Genomic DNA, 16,260 nt, shown 5'->3' on the forward strand with positions numbered 1-16,260 from the left:
GAATTACCTCCGGTCGAAGTTCTTGCCGCTCGCGGCGGGCACAGGTCTCCACAGTATCGTTGAGTCGATTTGCTGACCGGCTACCGGAGAACACTTTGGGTAGGCAGAACACACGAGGAGTACAACGTGGACTTCGACGTCACGATTGAGATCCCCAAGGGACAACGCAACAAGTACGAAGTAGACCACGAGTCGGGAAAGATTTATCTCGACCGGTACCTGTACACATCGATGGGCTATCCCGCCGACTACGGGTACATCGACAACACCCTCGGCGAGGACGGCGATCCGTTGGACGCCATGGTGTTGCTCCCCGAGTCCGTCTACCCCGGCGTGATCGTCCGCGCCCGCATCGTCGGCATGTTCCGCATGACCGATGAGGCCGGTGGTGACGACAAGCTGCTGGCCGTTCCGGCCGGAGATGTCCGCTGGGACCACATCCAGGATGTCGGCGACGTCTCGGACTTCGAGCTCAAGGCGATCGCCCACTTCTTCGAGCACTACAAAGATCTCGAGCCCGGCAAAGAGGTCCAGGGTGGCGGCTGGGCAGGCAAGGCCGAGGCCGAGAAAGTCGCGCAGGAAGCGATCGAACGTCTGGCCTCGCAGCCGCACGGGGCGAACGAGCCCTCTCGCGGCTGATCGTCCCCACATACACGAAAAAGGGCCCGACTCGCATCAGCGATGTCGGGCCCTTTTCGGTTGTGTGGGGCGATCTCAGGACCGGGTGCGGTCCGCAGGCGACTCGTTGGCCTCGATGAGGGTGCGTTCTGCAGCGCTTACGTATCTCCCGAGCAGTTCGGTCAGGGTCTCCACATCATCGTCATCCCAATCGGCCAGCATCGTCTCGAGTTCCTCGGCCCGCCGGGTTCGGAAATCGGCGACCCGTTGCGCACCGGATTCGGTGACCACCAGGATGGTGGCCCGGCCGTCACGCGGATCGGCCTCGCGCCGCACGTAACCGAATTTGACCAGCTGAGCGACGTGGCGGCTGATCGTCGACGGGTCACTGAACAATGCCTCGGCCAGCTCACCCGATCGCGCCGGCGCCCGATTCAGCCGAAACAGACAGTGGTAGGCCGCAGATTCGACAGCGTCGTCCGCGGTTCGCCACCGCGTCGCCGCCAAGCGGTCACGAATCCGCAGGTGCCTCGCCAGGACCTCCATGAGATCCGCAATCTGATCGTCTCGCGACGGTGTCTCCTCCGACATGATCCTTCTCAAGGTTCAACGAGTTTCGACATGCAACTAGTTGTTGCGTGAGAGTATGGCCCTCGCCGCGGAGCTAACGCAAGAACCCACCGTCGACGAGTCGCACCCGATCCGCCGTGCCACTAGCCTGGGGAGTCGTGACCCCATCCCCGCCGAACTCGCGGCCCCATTTCACCTCGATGCCAGACTTGGCTCTACGCGCTCTCGGCGGCGCGGTCCTCTGGACCAATGACGACCTCTTCGCCGAGGCCGAGAACCTCATCAAGACGCCCGCCGCCGAGTATCAACCGGCGACGTTCGGACACAAGGGTCAGGTCTATGACGGCTGGGAGACCCGGCGGCGACGTGAAGCAGGTGTGGACCAGGCGATCGTGCGCCTTGGCGTCCCCGGCATCATCTACGGCGTCGTGGTGGACACCTCGTGGTTCGTCGGCAACTATCCGCCGTACATCTCGGTGGAAGCTGCTGCGGTCGAAGGCATTCCGACCACACAGGAGCTGCTGGAAGACACGAAGTGGCAGACGATCGTCGACCGCGTGGAGGTCAACGGTGATACCCAGAATCCGTTCCGGGTGGATTCCAAGGAACGCTTCACCCACGTGCGGCTCACGATCCATCCCGACGGTGGCGTGGCGCGATTCCGTGTGCACGGCCGCGGCGTCCCCGACCCGAAGTTCTTGTCCTACGGACACTTTGACCTGGCCGCGCTCGAGAACGGCGGCATGATCACCGCCTGCTCCAACATGTTCTATGGCTCTCCGAACAATCTCCTGATGCCCGGACGGGCCCGCACGATGGGCGAAGGCTGGGAGACCTCACGCCGACGCGATGACGGAAACGACTGGGTACAGGTCAAATTGGCCGGTGAGTCGACGATCGGACTCGCCGAACTCGATACCAGCTACTTCCTGGGAAATGCGCCGGGATCGGCGACGATACGTGGCCGTGACGGTGAAAACGGTGAGTGGTTCGAGGTTTTGGGCCGGTCTCCCCTGCAACCCGACACCCGGCACCGGTTCCTGATCGAGGTCGATCGACCGATGACCGAGGCCCGCCTCGACATCTTCCCCGACGGCGGCATGGCAAGACTGCGGTTGTTCGGCTCGCTGACCGAGGATGCTCGCGCACGGATCATCGATCGCTGGGAAAACGGCGAGAGCTGATCGACCATGCCCCCTCCCCCACGCCTGAAGGCAGGCGTGGTGGGGGGATCAGGCTGCGGCAGCCCGCTCGAGCAGACCGGGCAGCACCTGATCGGCGATGAGCTGCGCCGAGCCGGGCCGATCGCCTGTTTGTCCCTGGTCGAGGGGCCGCAAGATGACCGCATCGGCGACCTCGGCGGCGTAGATGTCGACAATCAGCGTCAGGAGTCCGTTGGCGGTGCCGACATAGCGCACGGTGTCGCCGAATCGCGACTCCCCCAGCCGGAGGAGCTCGGCCCGAGCGGTGGCCGCGTCTTCGGCGATCACCACGTCTATCTCCAACGCCACCAGCAGGTCAGCGGGATCCTCACCGAGGTCCTGCCATCCGGCGCGCAACGCAGCCCGCTCCTTGATGCCGCCGCGCAAGTCCGGCTGGCGGATCCGACGGACCGCCGAACTCCGCGCATCGGCCGGACGGCGCCCGCTCCAGGCGATCGGATGGTCGTCACCGTCGATGGCAACCAGCAGTTCGGGGCGCGTCCGCGGGGTGGTGGCACTACTGATCTCGGTCATGACTTCTCCTGCTCGAAAACATTCTCGGTGAGTGAGTTCAGTTGCCGGGCAAGCTCATCGATGCTGGTGCCGGCACCCCAGCGGATGATTACGGGTTCGGAACGGCCCGCAACGGTGAGCGAGGCGATTCCCACCCTGTCCCGGGCATCGGGCCACAACTGGAGCCGGCGGATACCGGGAAGCCGGGCCGCCTGGGCGTCGAGCCACTCCGACAACGCCTGCTCGTGGAGGCCGACCCACTCGTAGCCGAGGTCGGCCAACGCCCGGGCCGGGGAATGACCGGTGCTGATGTCGTCGACGTCGGCCCGGGCGTCTGCGAGCCAGTCGCCGCGCCCAACAACCACAGCCGGGCCGGCCATGGACCGGCCGGACAACACGAGGTAGTCGATTCCATGGCTGGTCAGATTCACGGCCCGCCGGGGGACGATCTCGCTGCCGTCGACCAGCAGTCGCGCGCCGCGTCGGTGTGCGATCGCTGCCAGGGCGGGCAACGGCAGAACTTCGCCGGTGGCCTCGGCCACCGCGGGGACGATCAGGAGTGCGGCCGGTCGACGTTCGAGTTCACTGTCCACCGCGGCGAGGGTGGTCCTCAGATCAATCTGCGCCGGCATCACACGGTCAGCGCCTTCAGACGTGGTGGCCGCGAGGTCGGCCGTCAGATCGAGTGTCAGGACGTCACCTGGTGCAACACCGGCGACCAGCGCAACGGCCTCGGCAAGTTCGGACGCGAACAGAACTCGATCGGTCGGACGCGCCTTCACGAACCGGGCGATGTCTTCCCTGAGATCACTGGTGGAGGAGCTTGTCACCCGCATCCCCTTCGGATCAGGACTCCGCCGGAGTCCGCGCTTGCCGCCGTCCGAACAGACAGCGGCCAGGTTGTCACCCGGAGCACCCCGCCGCGAATGGAGGGTTGCCGGCCAGCAAGCCGGGGCTTGTCGCTGGCACTCATCACCGATAACCACATTGCAGCGCCATTGATTTCCCTGTCAAATGACAAACCTTTAAAACGCGGCGTGAATGTTATTCCGCGCTGGCAGAGGACTTTTGTGACCTACTCCGGTGTCGCCACCAGCGAAAGAAGAAATAGACGGACATGAGTACGCCCGCACCAACCGCCAGATAAAACATCAGCGTTGCCCCGACCGTCTCGCCGACCGCATAGCCGATGATGCACACCGCGCTCACCCAGACGACGCCGCCCGCGACATTCGCAAGCAAATATTGACGCGTCGGCATCTTGCTCATCCCGGCCACAAACGGGGTGACTGTGCGGACGTATCCGATCCAGCGCGCCCCGATCACGGTGGCGACCCCGCCGTGGCGGATGAGTTCCTCGGCCTTTTGCCAGCGTTCTCGCCCAACCCACCCACCGAAGCGGGTTTCGGTGATGCGGCCGCCGGATCTGCGGCCCATGGAATAGCCCGTCCAGTCACCGAGTACCGCCGCAATGCAGGCACCGACTATCAGCCACACGATGTTGGTCTGGCCGACGGCGGCTGCCACGCCACCGGCAAGCAGGACTGTCTCACCGGGCATGATCAGGCCGAGGAGCGCGGCCGCCTCGCAGTAGATGACGATGAAGACCACGAGGTACACCGCCCACGGCGGCGTCGACTGCACGATCGAGATGACCCAATCGGCCAGCGAGTGAAAAATGCCCACCCTCCGATCTCCGGTGACGACCTCAGGTGGCGTCGTCCGACTCCCGCTACAGGGCCTGGTCCAGGTCCTTCAACAAATCATCCACACCTTCGAGCCCGACCGACAGCCTGACCAGCGAATCGGACAGCCCGATCGCGGCCCGGCCCTCGGGTCCCATCGCCCGGTGGGTGGTGGTGGCCGGGTGCGTGATCAACGACTTCGAGTCCCCGAGGTTGTTCGAGATGTCAATGATCTGCAGACCGTCGAGCAGCTCGAACGCGCGCGCCTTTCCGGATGCCGAGCCCGTGTCGGCGAGTTCGAACGTCACCACGGTGCCACCACCGGACATCTGCTTCTTCGCCAGATCATGCTGCGGATGTGACTGCAGGAACGGATATCTCACCCGCGCAACCCGCGGATCGGCTTCCAGGAATTCGGCGATGCGCAATGCCGCGGCGGTCGAATGATCCACCCGCAACCGCATGGTTTCGAGTCCCTTGAGCAACGTCCAGGCGTTGAAGGGGCTCAGCGCCGGACCGGTGTGCCGCATCAGGGTCTGCACCGGACCGTCGATGTACTCCTTGGTTCCGAGCACTGCCCCGCCCATCACCCGGCCCTGGCCGTCGATGTGTTTGGTACCCGAATACACGATCACGTCGGCACCGAGCTCGAGGCCGCTCTGCAGGAGCGGGGTCGCAAAGACGTTGTCCAGCACAACCTTTGCACCGGCGGCGTGGGCGAGTTCGCAGACGCGCTCCACATCGACCAAGGTCTGCATCGGGTTCGACGGGGTCTCGAAGAACACCGCGTCAGTCGGCTTCGACAGTGCCTGTTCCCACTGTTCGATGTCTTCTCCGTCGACAAAGACGGTTTCGATGCCCCAGCGGGGAAGGATCTCGTTGCACACGACAAAGCACGAACCGAACAGGCTGCGCGCAGCCACCAGCCGGTCACCCGTCTTGAGCAGCGCACCGAGCGCCACGAAGACCGCCGCCATGCCACTGGCGGTGGCGAAACACGCCTCGGCACCCTCGAGCTGACGGAGCCGCTCCTGGAACATGGCCACAGTCGGGTTGCCGTAGCGGGAGTAGACGAATCGCTGTTCTTCGCCGGTGAAGGCCCGCTCGGCCGCAGCTGCAGACGAATAGACGTACCCGGAGGTCAGGTACATGGCCTCGGAGGTCTCCTCGAAACCGGACCGCATGAGCCCTCCGCGCACAGCCAGGGTCTCGGGCGAAAGTCCCTCGGGCAGTTTGGCGTTCAACTCGTCCTCCATCGTGCGCAATATGCTGTCTTGAATCTGGCCGTCTGGGTCACGATTGCCGCCACGGCAGGCCGGTTGCCTTCCAGCCGACCGCACCGCGATGTCCGTCCGGATCGGTGGCACCTTCGAAACCGTCGAGGATGTTGTATGCCTTGGCCACCCCGTCGGCCGTCGCGGCCTGCGCCGCACCGATCGAACGCTGTCCGGAACGACAGAGGAACACCACCTGCTGGTCGTTCTCGACACCGGCTTCGCGCAACTGCCCAACGAAATCGGCGTTGCGGGCACCGTCAGGAAAGCTGACCCACTCGATGAGTATCGGCTTCTTGGAGACACCAGACAGATCCGGTACGCCCACGTAGCTCCACTCGGCCTGGGTCCGACAGTCCACGAGTACCGACGTCGGATCCTCGTCGAGGATCTTCCATGCCTCTTGCGGGGTCAGATCGCCTGCGTAGCTCATGCACACACCTTCCAGTTGCCACCCTCTTTGACCAGAACAATAGGGGTGATCGTGGTTTCGCTCTTCTGTTCCCGGAACCAGTGCACATTGGCCGTGGCCCGATCGCCGTTGACGACGGTCTCCGAGATGTTGCCGACCTCGATCTTGCCGTCGGCATCACGCGCGTCCCGGTACTCGGCGGTGAACTCGTCCTGGCTCGGGAAGTCCGCAGACTCGAGCTCGGCGGTACAGAAGACGGCACGGTAGCTCGTGTAGTTGATCGCGTTCTGGGCCGTGTAGTAGTCGTTGACGGCGTGGGTCACTTTCGCCTGGTCCGTCAGCCGGTCCTCCGCCGGGCGAAGTACCTGCATGAGGACGATCGCACCCAGGACCACGACCATGATCGTGGCCGCCACAAGGAACGGCCAGATGGTCCGTCGCTCGTCGTCAAAAACTTCTGGTTCTGTCTCTTTGCCCCCACCCGACCGTTTACGGTCGGCTGCGGAGTCGCTTCCTGCCATGGCCGCGAGCTTATCGCTCATATTTGCCCGACCTGCCACCACCGTGAGACGGTTAACAAGATTTTGGTCAGCCAACCCTTACTTGACTGACCCAGAAACCGACGTTTTTGGTTCCGGTCAGGTCCAGCGCCTACCGTGGGGAGGAAGTAGCCTCCCCAGGTCCGCGTCGGTGACGTCCGCCTGAACTCTCCGCACGAGAAAGCAACTGCGACTCATGAGCGATCAGAACCGCCCGCTTCGCGTGGCCATCGTCGGTGCCGGCCCCGCCGGTATCTATGCCGCCGACGCATTGATGAAGTCGGACAAAGCAAAAGACCGTGGCGTCTCAATTGATTTGTTTGAGCGGATGCCGGCCCCGTTCGGGCTGATCCGCTACGGCGTGGCCCCCGATCATCCCCGGATCAAGGGCATCATCACCGCCCTGCACAAGGTCTTGGACAAGCCGCAGATCCGGTTGATCGGCAACGTCAACTTCGGCAGCGACATCGCCCTGGAAGACCTGCAGCAGATGTACGACGCGGTGATCTTCTCCACAGGCGCCACCGACGACCGCGCCATGCAGATCCCCGGCATCGACCTCGACGGTTCCTATGGCGCCGCCCAGTTCGTCGCCTGGTACGACGGACATCCCGACTTCCCCCGCACCTGGCCCCTCGAAGCCGAGAAGGTCGCGGTCATCGGTGTGGGCAATGTCGCACTGGACGTGGCGCGCGTGCTGGCCAAGACCGGCGACGAACTGCTGCCGACCGAGATCCCGGCCAACGTCTATGAAGGCCTCAAGGCCAACAAAGCCGTCGAGGTCCACGTCTTCGGACGTCGCGGCCCCGCGCAGGCCAAGTTCACGCCGCTCGAGCTCAAAGAACTCGACCATTCCCCGACGATCGATGTGATCGTCAACCCCGAAGACATCGAGTACGACGAAGGCTCCACCGTCGCCCGCCGTTCGAGCAAGATCACCGATCAGGTCGCGACCATCATCGAGCAGTACGCGATCCGCGACCCCAAAGGGCGCCCGCACAAACTGTTCCTGCACTTTTTCGAGTCGCCAACCGAAATCCTCGGCGAGGACGGCAAAGTCGTCGGACTACGGACCGAACGCACCGAACTCGACGGCACCGGCAACGTCCGCGGCACCGGCAGGTTCACCGACTGGGAGTTGGGTGCGGTCTACCGCGCGGTCGGCTACCTGTCTGACAACCTGCCGCAGCTGCCGTTCGACGACCAGGCCGGCGTCATCCCGAACGAAGCCGGTCGGGTCTTCGACCAGGGCACCCACATGACCGGCATATACACAACCGGTTGGATCAAACGCGGCCCCGTCGGCCTGATCGGTCACACCAAGGGTGACGCCAACGAGACCGTCGACTGCCTGCTCAACGACATGGGTGAAGGCAAACTCCTCCATCCGGCCGAGCCCGGCGAAGACGCCATCATCAAATACCTCGACAACAAAAACGTCGCCTTCACCACCTGGGACGGCTGGTACCGCCTCGACGAACACGAACGCGCACTCGGCGCCGCCGAAGGTCGCGAACGAGTCAAGGTCGTCGAACGCGACGAAATGTTCGCCGCCTCCGAACCCCACAAGGTAGAGAAGGGCTGAGGCTCTCCAACCAAAAAATCCGCTCCACTTATTCGCGTACGCGCCGGTTGCAACCGGAGCGAACGCAGGCAAGTGGAGCGGATTTTTTATGCGGCTGGGGCGACGTCGTCGTCCGGCGTGTTGTCTCGACGCTGGATGTTCGCCCAGAATCCGATGTTGTTCTGCAGCGGGTCGATGTTGCTGGAGATGGTGTAGCCCGAGATCGAGCTCGGGAAGCAACCGAACCACTTGGTCTCGATACGCAGGGTCTCGTTCTTCTTGAGCTTCGGGGTGAACTTCGAAGCCCCGTTGAACTCCTGCAGGGTCACGTTGGGGAAGTCGGCACCGTATGCCTTGACCTCCATCCAGCGCACCATGTACCAGGAGTTGACCCACGGGTCGCCTGGCTTGCCGAACGAGCAGAACACGCCGCCGGTCAGATCGAGGTCGACCGGACCAACGGGGGCAGCCTGCGCGGGGGCCGTGGCGACTGCACTGCCTGCGGCGATTCCGACTGCCGCGGCCGCAGCGACGGCGGCGCGAATGAACTTCTGCTTCATCTTCACTCCTTTGGTGGCACCACAACGTGGCTTTGGGGGATGAATCGGACCTGGATGCCTGAGCGTTAGCCATGAATTGACTGAGAAGTAAGTTATACGCTCATCGTTACCGTTTCGTTACCGGGCTTTGACGAGAGCTTGACTCGACTCCGTCGGCAAGAGCAGGTTAGGTTACCCTCGCCAGAGCTGTTCATACGCGGCACAACCGCGGTTACCCCCGGACAAGACAGGGCACCTCCCTTGACCAAGAAGACGCGCCGCACGTCCGGTCTGGTGCTGCTGCTGACTCTGCTGGTCGTGGTTTGCGTGCTGTCCATCGCGATCGGTTCGCGGGTGATCCCGATCGGCGAGGTGTGGGACGCCCTGTGGGCCGACAACGTGCCGGGCGCAGCCGACGCGGTCGGGATCGTTCAGGACCTCCGACTCCCCCGCACCGTCCTCGGGTTGATCGTCGGCCTGTCGATCGGCGCCGCCGGTGCCCTCACCCAGGGACACACTCGCAACCCGCTGTCGGACCCGGGAATCCTCGGGGTCAACGCCGGCGCGGCATGCGCGGTGGTCACCGGTGTCTACATCCTCGGGATCACCACCCCGATCCAGTACATGGGCTTCGGTCTGATCGGCGCGCTGATCGCCGCGAGCCTGGTCTTCTTCCTCGCCTCGGTGGGCAAAGGCGCGAGCCCGCTGACGCTCATCCTCGCCGGCACCGGTTTGACCGCGATGCTGACCGCGATCACCTCGGCGATCGTGCTCGTCGACTCCAAGTCGCTGGAGGCGTGGCGGTTCTGGCAGGTCGGTTCGATCGCCGGACGCGGAACCGACGTCATCTATGCCACCCTGCCCTTCGTGATCCCCGGCCTGATCCTGGCGCTCGCGAGCGGATTCTTCCTGAACATCCTGTCGCTGGGCGACGACATGACCAAGGCGCTGGGCTCCCGGATCCTGCAGGTTCGGATCGTCGGCATCGTGTCCATCACCCTGCTGGTCGGTGCAGCCACGGCCGCCTGCGGACCGATCGTGTTCCTCGGCCTGGTGGCACCCCACGTGGCCCGCTTCTTCACCGGGCCCGACTACCGCTGGATCGTGCCCTACTCCGCCCTCATCGGCGCGGTGTCCCTCATCGCCTGCGACGTCATCGGACGAATGATCGCCCGTCCGGGTGAGGTGCAGGCCAGTATCGTGCTCGCCGCGGTCGGCGCCCCGTTCTTCATCGCCCTGGTCCGCGCAAAGAAGTTGGTGGCCGTATGAGTGCACCCACCAAGGACGCGTCGGGGGTCCCCCCGGAGAATTCCTCGACTGCGGAGGCCACACCGCTGCCGACCAACCATCTACGCCGGACGGTCGTGCGCTTTGCCGGCGGAACATTTGTGGTGCGGCCCTTGGCAACCGGGGTCGGCGTACTCCTGGCCGCGTTGGCACTGCTCCTGTTCGCGATCAGCATCGGAACCAGCGACTTCCCGATGAGCACCATCGACGTCGGCCGAATCCTGCTCGGCGGCGGCACACGCGCCGAGAACGTCGTCGTCTTCGACACCCAGTTGCCGATCGGACTGGTGAGCCTGCTGGTCGGGTTCGGGTTGGGCATGTCCGGCGCACTGACCCAGGTGATCGCGCGCAATCCCCTGGCCACCCCGGACATGCTGGGCATCACCTCCGGTGCCAGCGCCGCGGCCGTCGCCGTGATCGCTTTCGGATCGACCTGGGCCTCGTGGCTCGCCGACCTCGGATTGGCAACGGCTGCACTGCTCGGCGGCCTGGCCACCGCTGCGCTGATGTATGTCCTGACCTGGCGCAAGGGTATCGACCCGATCCGACTGGTCCTGGTGGGCGTCGCGATCACCTGGGGCCTGCAGGCACTGATCGCGTACCTGCTCACCCGCGCCGACATCGATCAGGTCCAACGAGCGCAACTGTGGATTGTCGGTTCGGTGTCCGGGGCCGGATGGTCCGCGGTATGGCCCCCACTGATCGTGCTGATCCCGGCCATCGCGATCGTCTGTATGCAGAACCGGAACCTGAACCTGATCAGCCTCGGCGACGACGTCTGCCGCGGCCTCGGTGTCCGGGCCAATCCCGTCTCGGCAATAGTTCTGATCGTCGCGGTGATCGTGGCCGCGGTGTGTGTCTCATCGGCAGGGCCGATCGCGTTTGTCGCCCTCCTGGCACCGCAGATCGCGATGCGCCTGACCCGCGCCGAGATACCCGGCCCGATCACCTCGGGACTCACCGGTGCCGCTCTGGTCATCGGCAGCGACCTGCTCTGCCGCACTGTGATGCCCGCAGGCATCCCGGTCGGCGTGGTCACCGCCGGAATCGGCGGCCCCGCCCTGATCTACCTCATGATTCAAATCAACCGAAAGGCCTCGGTATGAGTGCCGCCATCTCTGCGCCGAACTCGGCGCGGATCGCGACCACCGGCCTTCAGGTCGGCTACGGCGATCGCACGGTCATCGACGGCCTCGACATCAACATCCCCGACGGCAAGGTCACCACCATCGTCGGCCCCAACGGCTGCGGTAAGTCGACGCTGCTGCGGTCCCTGGTGCGGCTGCTCAAGCCCACCGCCGGAACCGTGCTGCTCGACGGCGCCGACATCTCGTCGATGCGCACCAAGGATGTCGCCCGCATTATCGGCCTGCTACCCCAGAACCCCGTCGCCCCAGAGGGTTTGACCGTCTCCGACCTGGTCTCACGTGGTCGCCATCCCCACCAGTCCTGGTACCGCCAGTGGTCGCCCGCCGATGAGATCGCGGTGTCGCAGGCGCTCGAACAAACCAATTGCACCGACCTCGCCGACCGAACCATCGACGAATTGTCCGGTGGTCAACGGCAACGTGTGTGGATAGCGCTGACCCTGGCCCAGCAGACAGACATCGTGATGCTCGACGAGCCGACCACCTACCTCGACCTCTCACATTCGATCGACGTCCTCGACCTCGTCGACGACCTGTGCCACAAGCACGGCAAGACGGTCATCATGGTGCTACATGATCTGAATCTCGCTGTCCGCTATAGTGATTGGCTGATCGTGATGCGCGACGGCGCGGTCATCACCGAAGGCACACCAGCCGACGTGATCACCACCGACCTTCTGGAAGCGGCTTTTGGATTGCGGTCCCAGGTCCTGACAGACCCGGTGTCGGGCGGCCCGATGATCGTTCCGATCGGCCGCAAGACGTAACCGCTTTACGAACGCCGATGCCACCGGGCTAGAACACGAATGCGGCGCCCAGCCACAGCGATGCCGCGAGCAGGGCGCCGGTGAGTTCGATGATCATCGCCACTCCGGCCGCTTTCGTCGCTGCCACCGCGCCGTTCCATCCGCCGCGAATGTCCTTGCAGCGCCACCATTCGGCCAGGAATGCGCCGAGAACAAATCCGATGATCAGGCCGACCACCGGGACGACAAAGAACCCGACGATCCCGAGTAGTCCACCGGCGATCACGGTCCGGCCCGGCACACCCGAATTCGCCATCGACTTGTTGGCGATCAGGTACTTGACCACCGCGGCGGCGCCCAGAAAGCCGGCGGCAATCGCGAAAATCAGCCAGGCCCAGCCGCCGACCACAAACGCCCACACGGCGATTGCTGCGAGGATCAGGGTCAGCCCGGGCAGTACCGGCACCACCACACCGCAGAGACCGATGAAGATGATGGCAGCAACGAGCAACTCACCAGCGAATGGCACTCGAGAATCCCCACTACCGGTTGTTCTCGACGGCGGATGACGGCTTGCTCAGGCCCACCTGCGGCGGTTGCTGCGACGGCGGAGAAGACTGCGGCGGTGGGGACTGCTTCACGGGGGCCTGGGGCGGGGATTGTGGTGGCGGCGGTGATGATTGCGGCCGGACCGCTGCCGGTGGACGGCGGGTGATCCGGGTCTGGGCCGCATCGCCCGGAGCCGTTGGCTCCGGTGGCGCCTGCACCGGCGGTAGCGGGCGCGCCATGGACGCGGTGCTGACGGGCCGCACCAGTCGCGCTGCCTCGGTGGCCCGCCGGCGGGCGGTCGCAACGTCGTCGGCGGTGGCGATCACCACGCCCATCCGGCGTCGGGCGAAACTCTCGGGCTTGCCGAACAGTCGGATGTCGGTTTCCGGAACCGCAAGTGCGGCAGCAACATTCTCGAATGCGATGGCCGGTTCATCCAGTCCGCCGTAGATCACCGCGGACGCTCCGGGTGAGGCCAGCGTGACGTCGACAGGCAGTCCCAGGATGGCCCTGGCATGCATCTCGAACTCTGAAAGCCGTTGTGTCCCAAGGGTGACCAGACCGGTGTCATGCGGACGCGGACTGACCTCGGAGAAGTAGACGTCATCGTCCTTGACGAACATCTCGACCCCGAAGATGCCGCGGCCACCGAGGTGACCGTCGCCGAGCGCCGCCGCGATCCGGGCGGCCACCGAGGTGGCGCCACCGAGCGCGGTCTCGCTCATCGGTTGTGGCTGCCAGGATTCGACGTAGTCACCATTGTGCTGCCGGTGCCCGATCGGGGCGCAGAAGTAGGTGCCCAGCTTGCCCGTTGCCGGATCGACTGCACGGACGGTGAGCAGCGTGATCTCGTAGTCGAAGTCCACAAAACCTTCGACGATGACGCGGCCGCCCTTCACTCGACCACCGGCGACGGCATGGTCCCAGGCCCGGTCGATCTCGTCCGGGCCGCGAACCACACTCTGGCCCTTGCCCGACGACGACATCACCGGCTTCACGACGCAAGGGAATCCGACGCGGGCGGTCGCGGCCCGGATCTCGTCGGCAGAGTTGGCAAACGCATACGGCGATGTGGGAAGGCCCAGGCGCTCGTCGGCGAGACGGCGAATTCCCTCGCGATTCATCGTCAGAGCGGTTGCCCGGGCTGTCGGGATGACCTCGGTGAATCCTTCTTCGTGGATCTCGACGAGGACCTCTGTCGCGATCGCCTCGATCTCGGGCACCACGAAGTCGGGGCGTTCGGCTTCGATCACCGCGCGCAGGGCAACCGGATCGGTCATGTCGACGACGTACGAACGATGCGCAACCTGGTGACCGGGTGCATCGGGGTAACGATCGACCGCAACAACTTCGACGCCGAGGCGCTGGAACGCGATCACAACTTCTTTGCCCAGTTCGCCCGCACCCAGCAGCATCACGTTGGTGGCGCCGGGCGACAGCGGCGTACCGATCCGCTGCGGCACCGAATTGATAACGACGCCGGATTCCGAGTTGCTGATAGTCACGTGTCCAAGGCTAACCCCTAGGGGCCCACCAATCGCACAGGTAGACCCGGTCGAAGGCGATCAAATCCGGCCGCAGAAGCCGAATCAGCCCATCCGCCCATGTAGATAGCACCAGCGCCAACTCTCACCGGGTTCTGCCGAACGGATCACAGGATGACCGCTGACCTCGAAATGCCTGGTCGCATGCCGGCGTGGGCTCGAGTCGCTGCAGGCGACATGCCCGCAGGTCAGACATCTGCGCAGCGACGCCGGATGGTTCACACCTTCGGCGGCGCAGTCCACGCAGACCGCTGCGTCCCCATCGAGCACGCTCTCGGATACCGGATCCTGCGTCGGATCAGTGGGTGCCGCCGCAAGTTCCGGGCATAGATCCTCGACCGGTTCCATCACGTCGGCGGGTTTGATGAGCCGGTGCATCGCCGATCTGCGGATCGGTTTCATCCCCGGCTCCGCTGATCGTGTCCGGCCTCTCCGACCGCTTGCGTGGCATAGACATCGGCGCCGCCCGCGGCGACATAGACCTCGGTTTCCTCTGAACGTCCGCGCAGCAGAGTTGATTCGAATCGCGACCAGTACGCGGCCTCGCTCTCGGATGCCGCTGCGATCGCCCGACCGGAGGCCACCGGCCGGCTCGGGTCCCGTTTGGCGAACTCGCTGAGCCGGGCCGCCTCGTTCACGGCGTCACCGATCACCGTGTACTCGAATCGTTCTATGGCACCGACATTTCCGGCGACCACCGATCCATATGCCACGCCGATCCCGGCGGCAAGTTCGGGGATTTCGCCGGCCAGGCGCTCGGAGATCTCGCGGGCCGTTGACAGCGCTGCGGTCGCCGGGTCGGCCAATTCCAGTGGCGCACCGAACGCCGCGAGCACCGCATCCCCTTGAAACTTGTTGACCAGGCCCGCATGCGATTCGACCGCCGAGACGACCACCGCAAAGAACTTGTTCAAAAGCGCGACAACCTCGTCCGGGGGCCGCGATGCCGCGAGCGCGGTGGACCCGATGACGTCGACGAAAACGACGGCCACATAGCGCTCGGCGCCGCCGAGTTCGGGATTCTGTGCCAGTGCCGCTTCGGCCACGTCCCGGCCGACGTGCCTGCCGAACAGATCACGCATCCGCTCGCGTTCCCCGAGGCCTTCGACCATCAGGTTGAAACCCCGTTGCAGGTCGCCCAATTCGGTTCCGTCGTAGACGACGACCCGGACGTCGTTGTCGCCCGCGCTGACCTTTGTCATCGCCTGCTGGACCGATCCGACCGGCGCCTTGATCGCGCTGATGCTGAGGTAGTTGAGCAGGAATCCGGTGAACAGGCCGACGGCTCCGAGCACCATGACCGCCACGAAGACATCGGTTTTGCTGGTGGTGTCGCGAAAAACGGAGAAGAACGCGACCAGCATCGTCCCGACGATCGGGATGCCCGATCCGAGAACCCAACTCAGCATGACCCGGGTACGTAGTCGGCTACGTCGCTTGATGCCCGGATAGCCGGCTTCGAGGGCCTGCGCCGCGACCGGTCGTAGCGCGAACTCGACAAGCAGGTACGAGATGGCGGAGACCACCGCGCCGGACAGTCCGACCACCAGGGCGATCTTCGGGATGAGTTCGGGGTCCAGGATGCCGTAGCAGAGGGTGAACAGGACTCCGGCGATGAACCACAGCAGAAGCTGCATCCGGGTGAGCACCCACGGCGCCCGCAGCGCCCATCGCGCCTGCTCCGGTGTGGGCTGCTCGTCGCGGAGCGCCCATCGCAGATGCCGCAGGACCCTGGCCGTGCCGAACGCCCAGCCGAAACAGAACGCGACGGCCACATAGACCGGGGCGGCGATGAAGTTGACCCACCAGAACTCCGGTTCGAGCACACTGGGTTCGGGGATCCCGATCACCACCAGCAGCATCGCGATCCCGGCACCGATCGCGTTGGCGGTCAGTACCGACACCGTGATCAGCAACTGGATCCGGATGCGCTGGCGACGGGGGGTCTCGGTCGCAGAGCCCAGCAACACCGAACCGAAGTCCGATTCCTGTCCGGGAAACCTCACGCCTGACCCCCTACCGATTCATCAACATCCGCAATCTACCGGCAACGCCGGGATGCAGGCGTAA

18 protein-coding genes and 1 riboswitch are annotated in these 16,260 nt (G+C 64.7%); of the genes, 6 read left to right on the forward strand and 12 right to left on the reverse strand.

Annotated elements, in window-relative coordinates; genetic code table 11:
• Nucleotides 1-126: 126 nt before the first annotated feature.
• Nucleotides 127-639: an inorganic diphosphatase gene (locus tag AC1TQG_RS05370; protein WP_482135896.1), complete on the forward strand. Its 513-nt coding sequence runs from the start codon at nucleotides 127-129 to the stop codon at nucleotides 637-639.
• A gap of 75 nt (nucleotides 640-714) precedes the next feature.
• On the opposite strand, the gene AC1TQG_RS05375 is transcribed toward AC1TQG_RS05370, so the two are convergent.
• Complete coding sequence (locus AC1TQG_RS05375; protein ID WP_482135897.1) at nucleotides 715-1,209, reverse strand: MarR family winged helix-turn-helix transcriptional regulator; 495 nt, start codon at nucleotides 1,207-1,209, stop codon at nucleotides 715-717.
• Between the two features lie 137 nt (nucleotides 1,210-1,346).
• Between AC1TQG_RS05375 and alc the strand changes: the two genes are divergently transcribed.
• Complete coding sequence (gene alc / locus AC1TQG_RS05380) at nucleotides 1,347-2,372, forward strand: allantoicase (protein ID WP_482135898.1); 1,026 nt, start codon at nucleotides 1,347-1,349, stop codon at nucleotides 2,370-2,372.
• A gap of 48 nt (nucleotides 2,373-2,420) precedes the next feature.
• Here alc and AC1TQG_RS05385 read toward each other — a convergent pair whose 3' ends face one another.
• The 6 genes from AC1TQG_RS05385 to AC1TQG_RS05410 form a co-directional block, all read right to left on the reverse strand.
• The gene (locus AC1TQG_RS05385) at nucleotides 2,421-2,924 is read right to left on the reverse strand and encodes a hypothetical protein (RefSeq protein WP_482135899.1); all 504 of its coding nucleotides are present in this window, start codon (nucleotides 2,922-2,924) and stop codon (nucleotides 2,421-2,423) included.
• Entirely contained in the window at nucleotides 2,921-3,733 is an 813-nt protein-coding gene (locus AC1TQG_RS05390; protein ID WP_482135900.1) for an aminotransferase class V-fold PLP-dependent enzyme, read from the reverse strand. The genes AC1TQG_RS05385 and AC1TQG_RS05390 overlap by 4 nt, the downstream gene beginning before the upstream one ends.
• 31 nt (nucleotides 3,734-3,764) lie before the next feature.
• Nucleotides 3,765-3,880: riboswitch (SAM riboswitch) on the reverse strand.
• 67 nt (nucleotides 3,881-3,947) lie between these two features.
• Complete coding sequence (locus AC1TQG_RS05395) at nucleotides 3,948-4,589, reverse strand: DedA family protein (RefSeq protein ID WP_482135901.1); 642 nt, start codon at nucleotides 4,587-4,589, stop codon at nucleotides 3,948-3,950.
• Between the two features lie 46 nt (nucleotides 4,590-4,635).
• Nucleotides 4,636-5,844 (reverse strand): O-succinylhomoserine sulfhydrylase, encoded by a 1,209-nt coding sequence (locus AC1TQG_RS05400; RefSeq protein WP_482135902.1) that lies wholly within the window; start codon nucleotides 5,842-5,844, stop codon nucleotides 4,636-4,638.
• Nucleotides 5,845-5,881: 37 nt separating this feature from the next.
• Nucleotides 5,882-6,295 (reverse strand): rhodanese-like domain-containing protein, encoded by a 414-nt coding sequence (locus AC1TQG_RS05405; RefSeq protein ID WP_482135903.1) that lies wholly within the window; start codon nucleotides 6,293-6,295, stop codon nucleotides 5,882-5,884.
• Nucleotides 6,292-6,795: an Rv0361 family membrane protein gene (locus AC1TQG_RS05410; RefSeq protein WP_482135904.1), complete on the reverse strand. Its 504-nt coding sequence runs from the start codon at nucleotides 6,793-6,795 to the stop codon at nucleotides 6,292-6,294. Before AC1TQG_RS05410 ends, AC1TQG_RS05405 begins: the two co-directional genes overlap by 4 nt.
• Nucleotides 6,796-7,009: 214 nt before the next feature.
• Here AC1TQG_RS05410 and AC1TQG_RS05415 point away from each other — a divergent pair, with 214 nt between their 5' ends.
• The gene (locus AC1TQG_RS05415) at nucleotides 7,010-8,398 is read left to right on the forward strand and encodes an FAD-dependent oxidoreductase (RefSeq protein ID WP_482135905.1); all 1,389 of its coding nucleotides are present in this window, start codon (nucleotides 7,010-7,012) and stop codon (nucleotides 8,396-8,398) included.
• An 86-nt stretch (nucleotides 8,399-8,484) separates the two neighbouring features.
• Here AC1TQG_RS05415 and AC1TQG_RS05420 read toward each other — a convergent pair whose 3' ends face one another.
• On the reverse strand, nucleotides 8,485-8,937 hold the full coding sequence (locus tag AC1TQG_RS05420) for a hypothetical protein (protein ID WP_482135906.1): 453 nt from the start codon (nucleotides 8,935-8,937) through the stop codon (nucleotides 8,485-8,487).
• Nucleotides 8,938-9,177: 240 nt separating this feature from the next.
• On the opposite strand from AC1TQG_RS05420, the gene AC1TQG_RS05425 reads away from it, so the two are divergent.
• The 3 genes from AC1TQG_RS05425 to AC1TQG_RS05435 are packed head-to-tail and all read left to right on the forward strand — an operon-like array spanning nucleotide 9,178 to nucleotide 12,118.
• Nucleotides 9,178-10,185 (forward strand): FecCD family ABC transporter permease, encoded by a 1,008-nt coding sequence (locus tag AC1TQG_RS05425; RefSeq protein ID WP_482135907.1) that lies wholly within the window; start codon nucleotides 9,178-9,180, stop codon nucleotides 10,183-10,185.
• Nucleotides 10,182-11,309 carry a FecCD family ABC transporter permease gene (locus AC1TQG_RS05430; RefSeq protein ID WP_482135908.1) on the forward strand — a complete coding sequence of 376 codons (1,128 nt, stop codon included), beginning with the start codon at nucleotides 10,182-10,184 and terminating at the stop codon, nucleotides 11,307-11,309. Before AC1TQG_RS05425 ends, AC1TQG_RS05430 begins: the two co-directional genes overlap by 4 nt.
• A complete protein-coding gene (locus tag AC1TQG_RS05435) occupies nucleotides 11,306-12,118 on the forward strand; it encodes an ABC transporter ATP-binding protein (RefSeq protein WP_482135909.1) in 813 nt (270 codons plus the stop codon). The genes AC1TQG_RS05430 and AC1TQG_RS05435 overlap by 4 nt, the downstream gene beginning before the upstream one ends.
• Nucleotides 12,119-12,146: 28 nt before the next feature.
• Here AC1TQG_RS05435 and AC1TQG_RS05440 read toward each other — a convergent pair whose 3' ends face one another.
• The 4 genes from AC1TQG_RS05440 to AC1TQG_RS05455 all read right to left on the reverse strand — a co-directional run bounded on the left by AC1TQG_RS05440 (nucleotide 12,147) and on the right by AC1TQG_RS05455 (nucleotide 16,196).
• The gene (locus AC1TQG_RS05440; protein ID WP_482135910.1) at nucleotides 12,147-12,626 is read right to left on the reverse strand and encodes a DUF456 domain-containing protein; all 480 of its coding nucleotides are present in this window, start codon (nucleotides 12,624-12,626) and stop codon (nucleotides 12,147-12,149) included.
• Between the two features lie 13 nt (nucleotides 12,627-12,639).
• The gene (gene purT, locus AC1TQG_RS05445; protein WP_482137266.1) at nucleotides 12,640-14,061 is read right to left on the reverse strand and encodes a formate-dependent phosphoribosylglycinamide formyltransferase; all 1,422 of its coding nucleotides are present in this window, start codon (nucleotides 14,059-14,061) and stop codon (nucleotides 12,640-12,642) included.
• A 174-nt stretch (nucleotides 14,062-14,235) separates the two neighbouring features.
• Nucleotides 14,236-14,592 (reverse strand): UBP-type zinc finger domain-containing protein, encoded by a 357-nt coding sequence (locus AC1TQG_RS05450; RefSeq protein WP_482135911.1) that lies wholly within the window; start codon nucleotides 14,590-14,592, stop codon nucleotides 14,236-14,238.
• Complete coding sequence (locus AC1TQG_RS05455; RefSeq protein WP_482135912.1) at nucleotides 14,589-16,196, reverse strand: adenylate/guanylate cyclase domain-containing protein; 1,608 nt, start codon at nucleotides 16,194-16,196, stop codon at nucleotides 14,589-14,591. The genes AC1TQG_RS05450 and AC1TQG_RS05455 overlap by 4 nt, the downstream gene beginning before the upstream one ends.
• Between the last annotated feature and the right edge of the window lie 64 nt (nucleotides 16,197-16,260).

This window comes from Williamsia sp. Y844 (assembly GCF_056786475.1).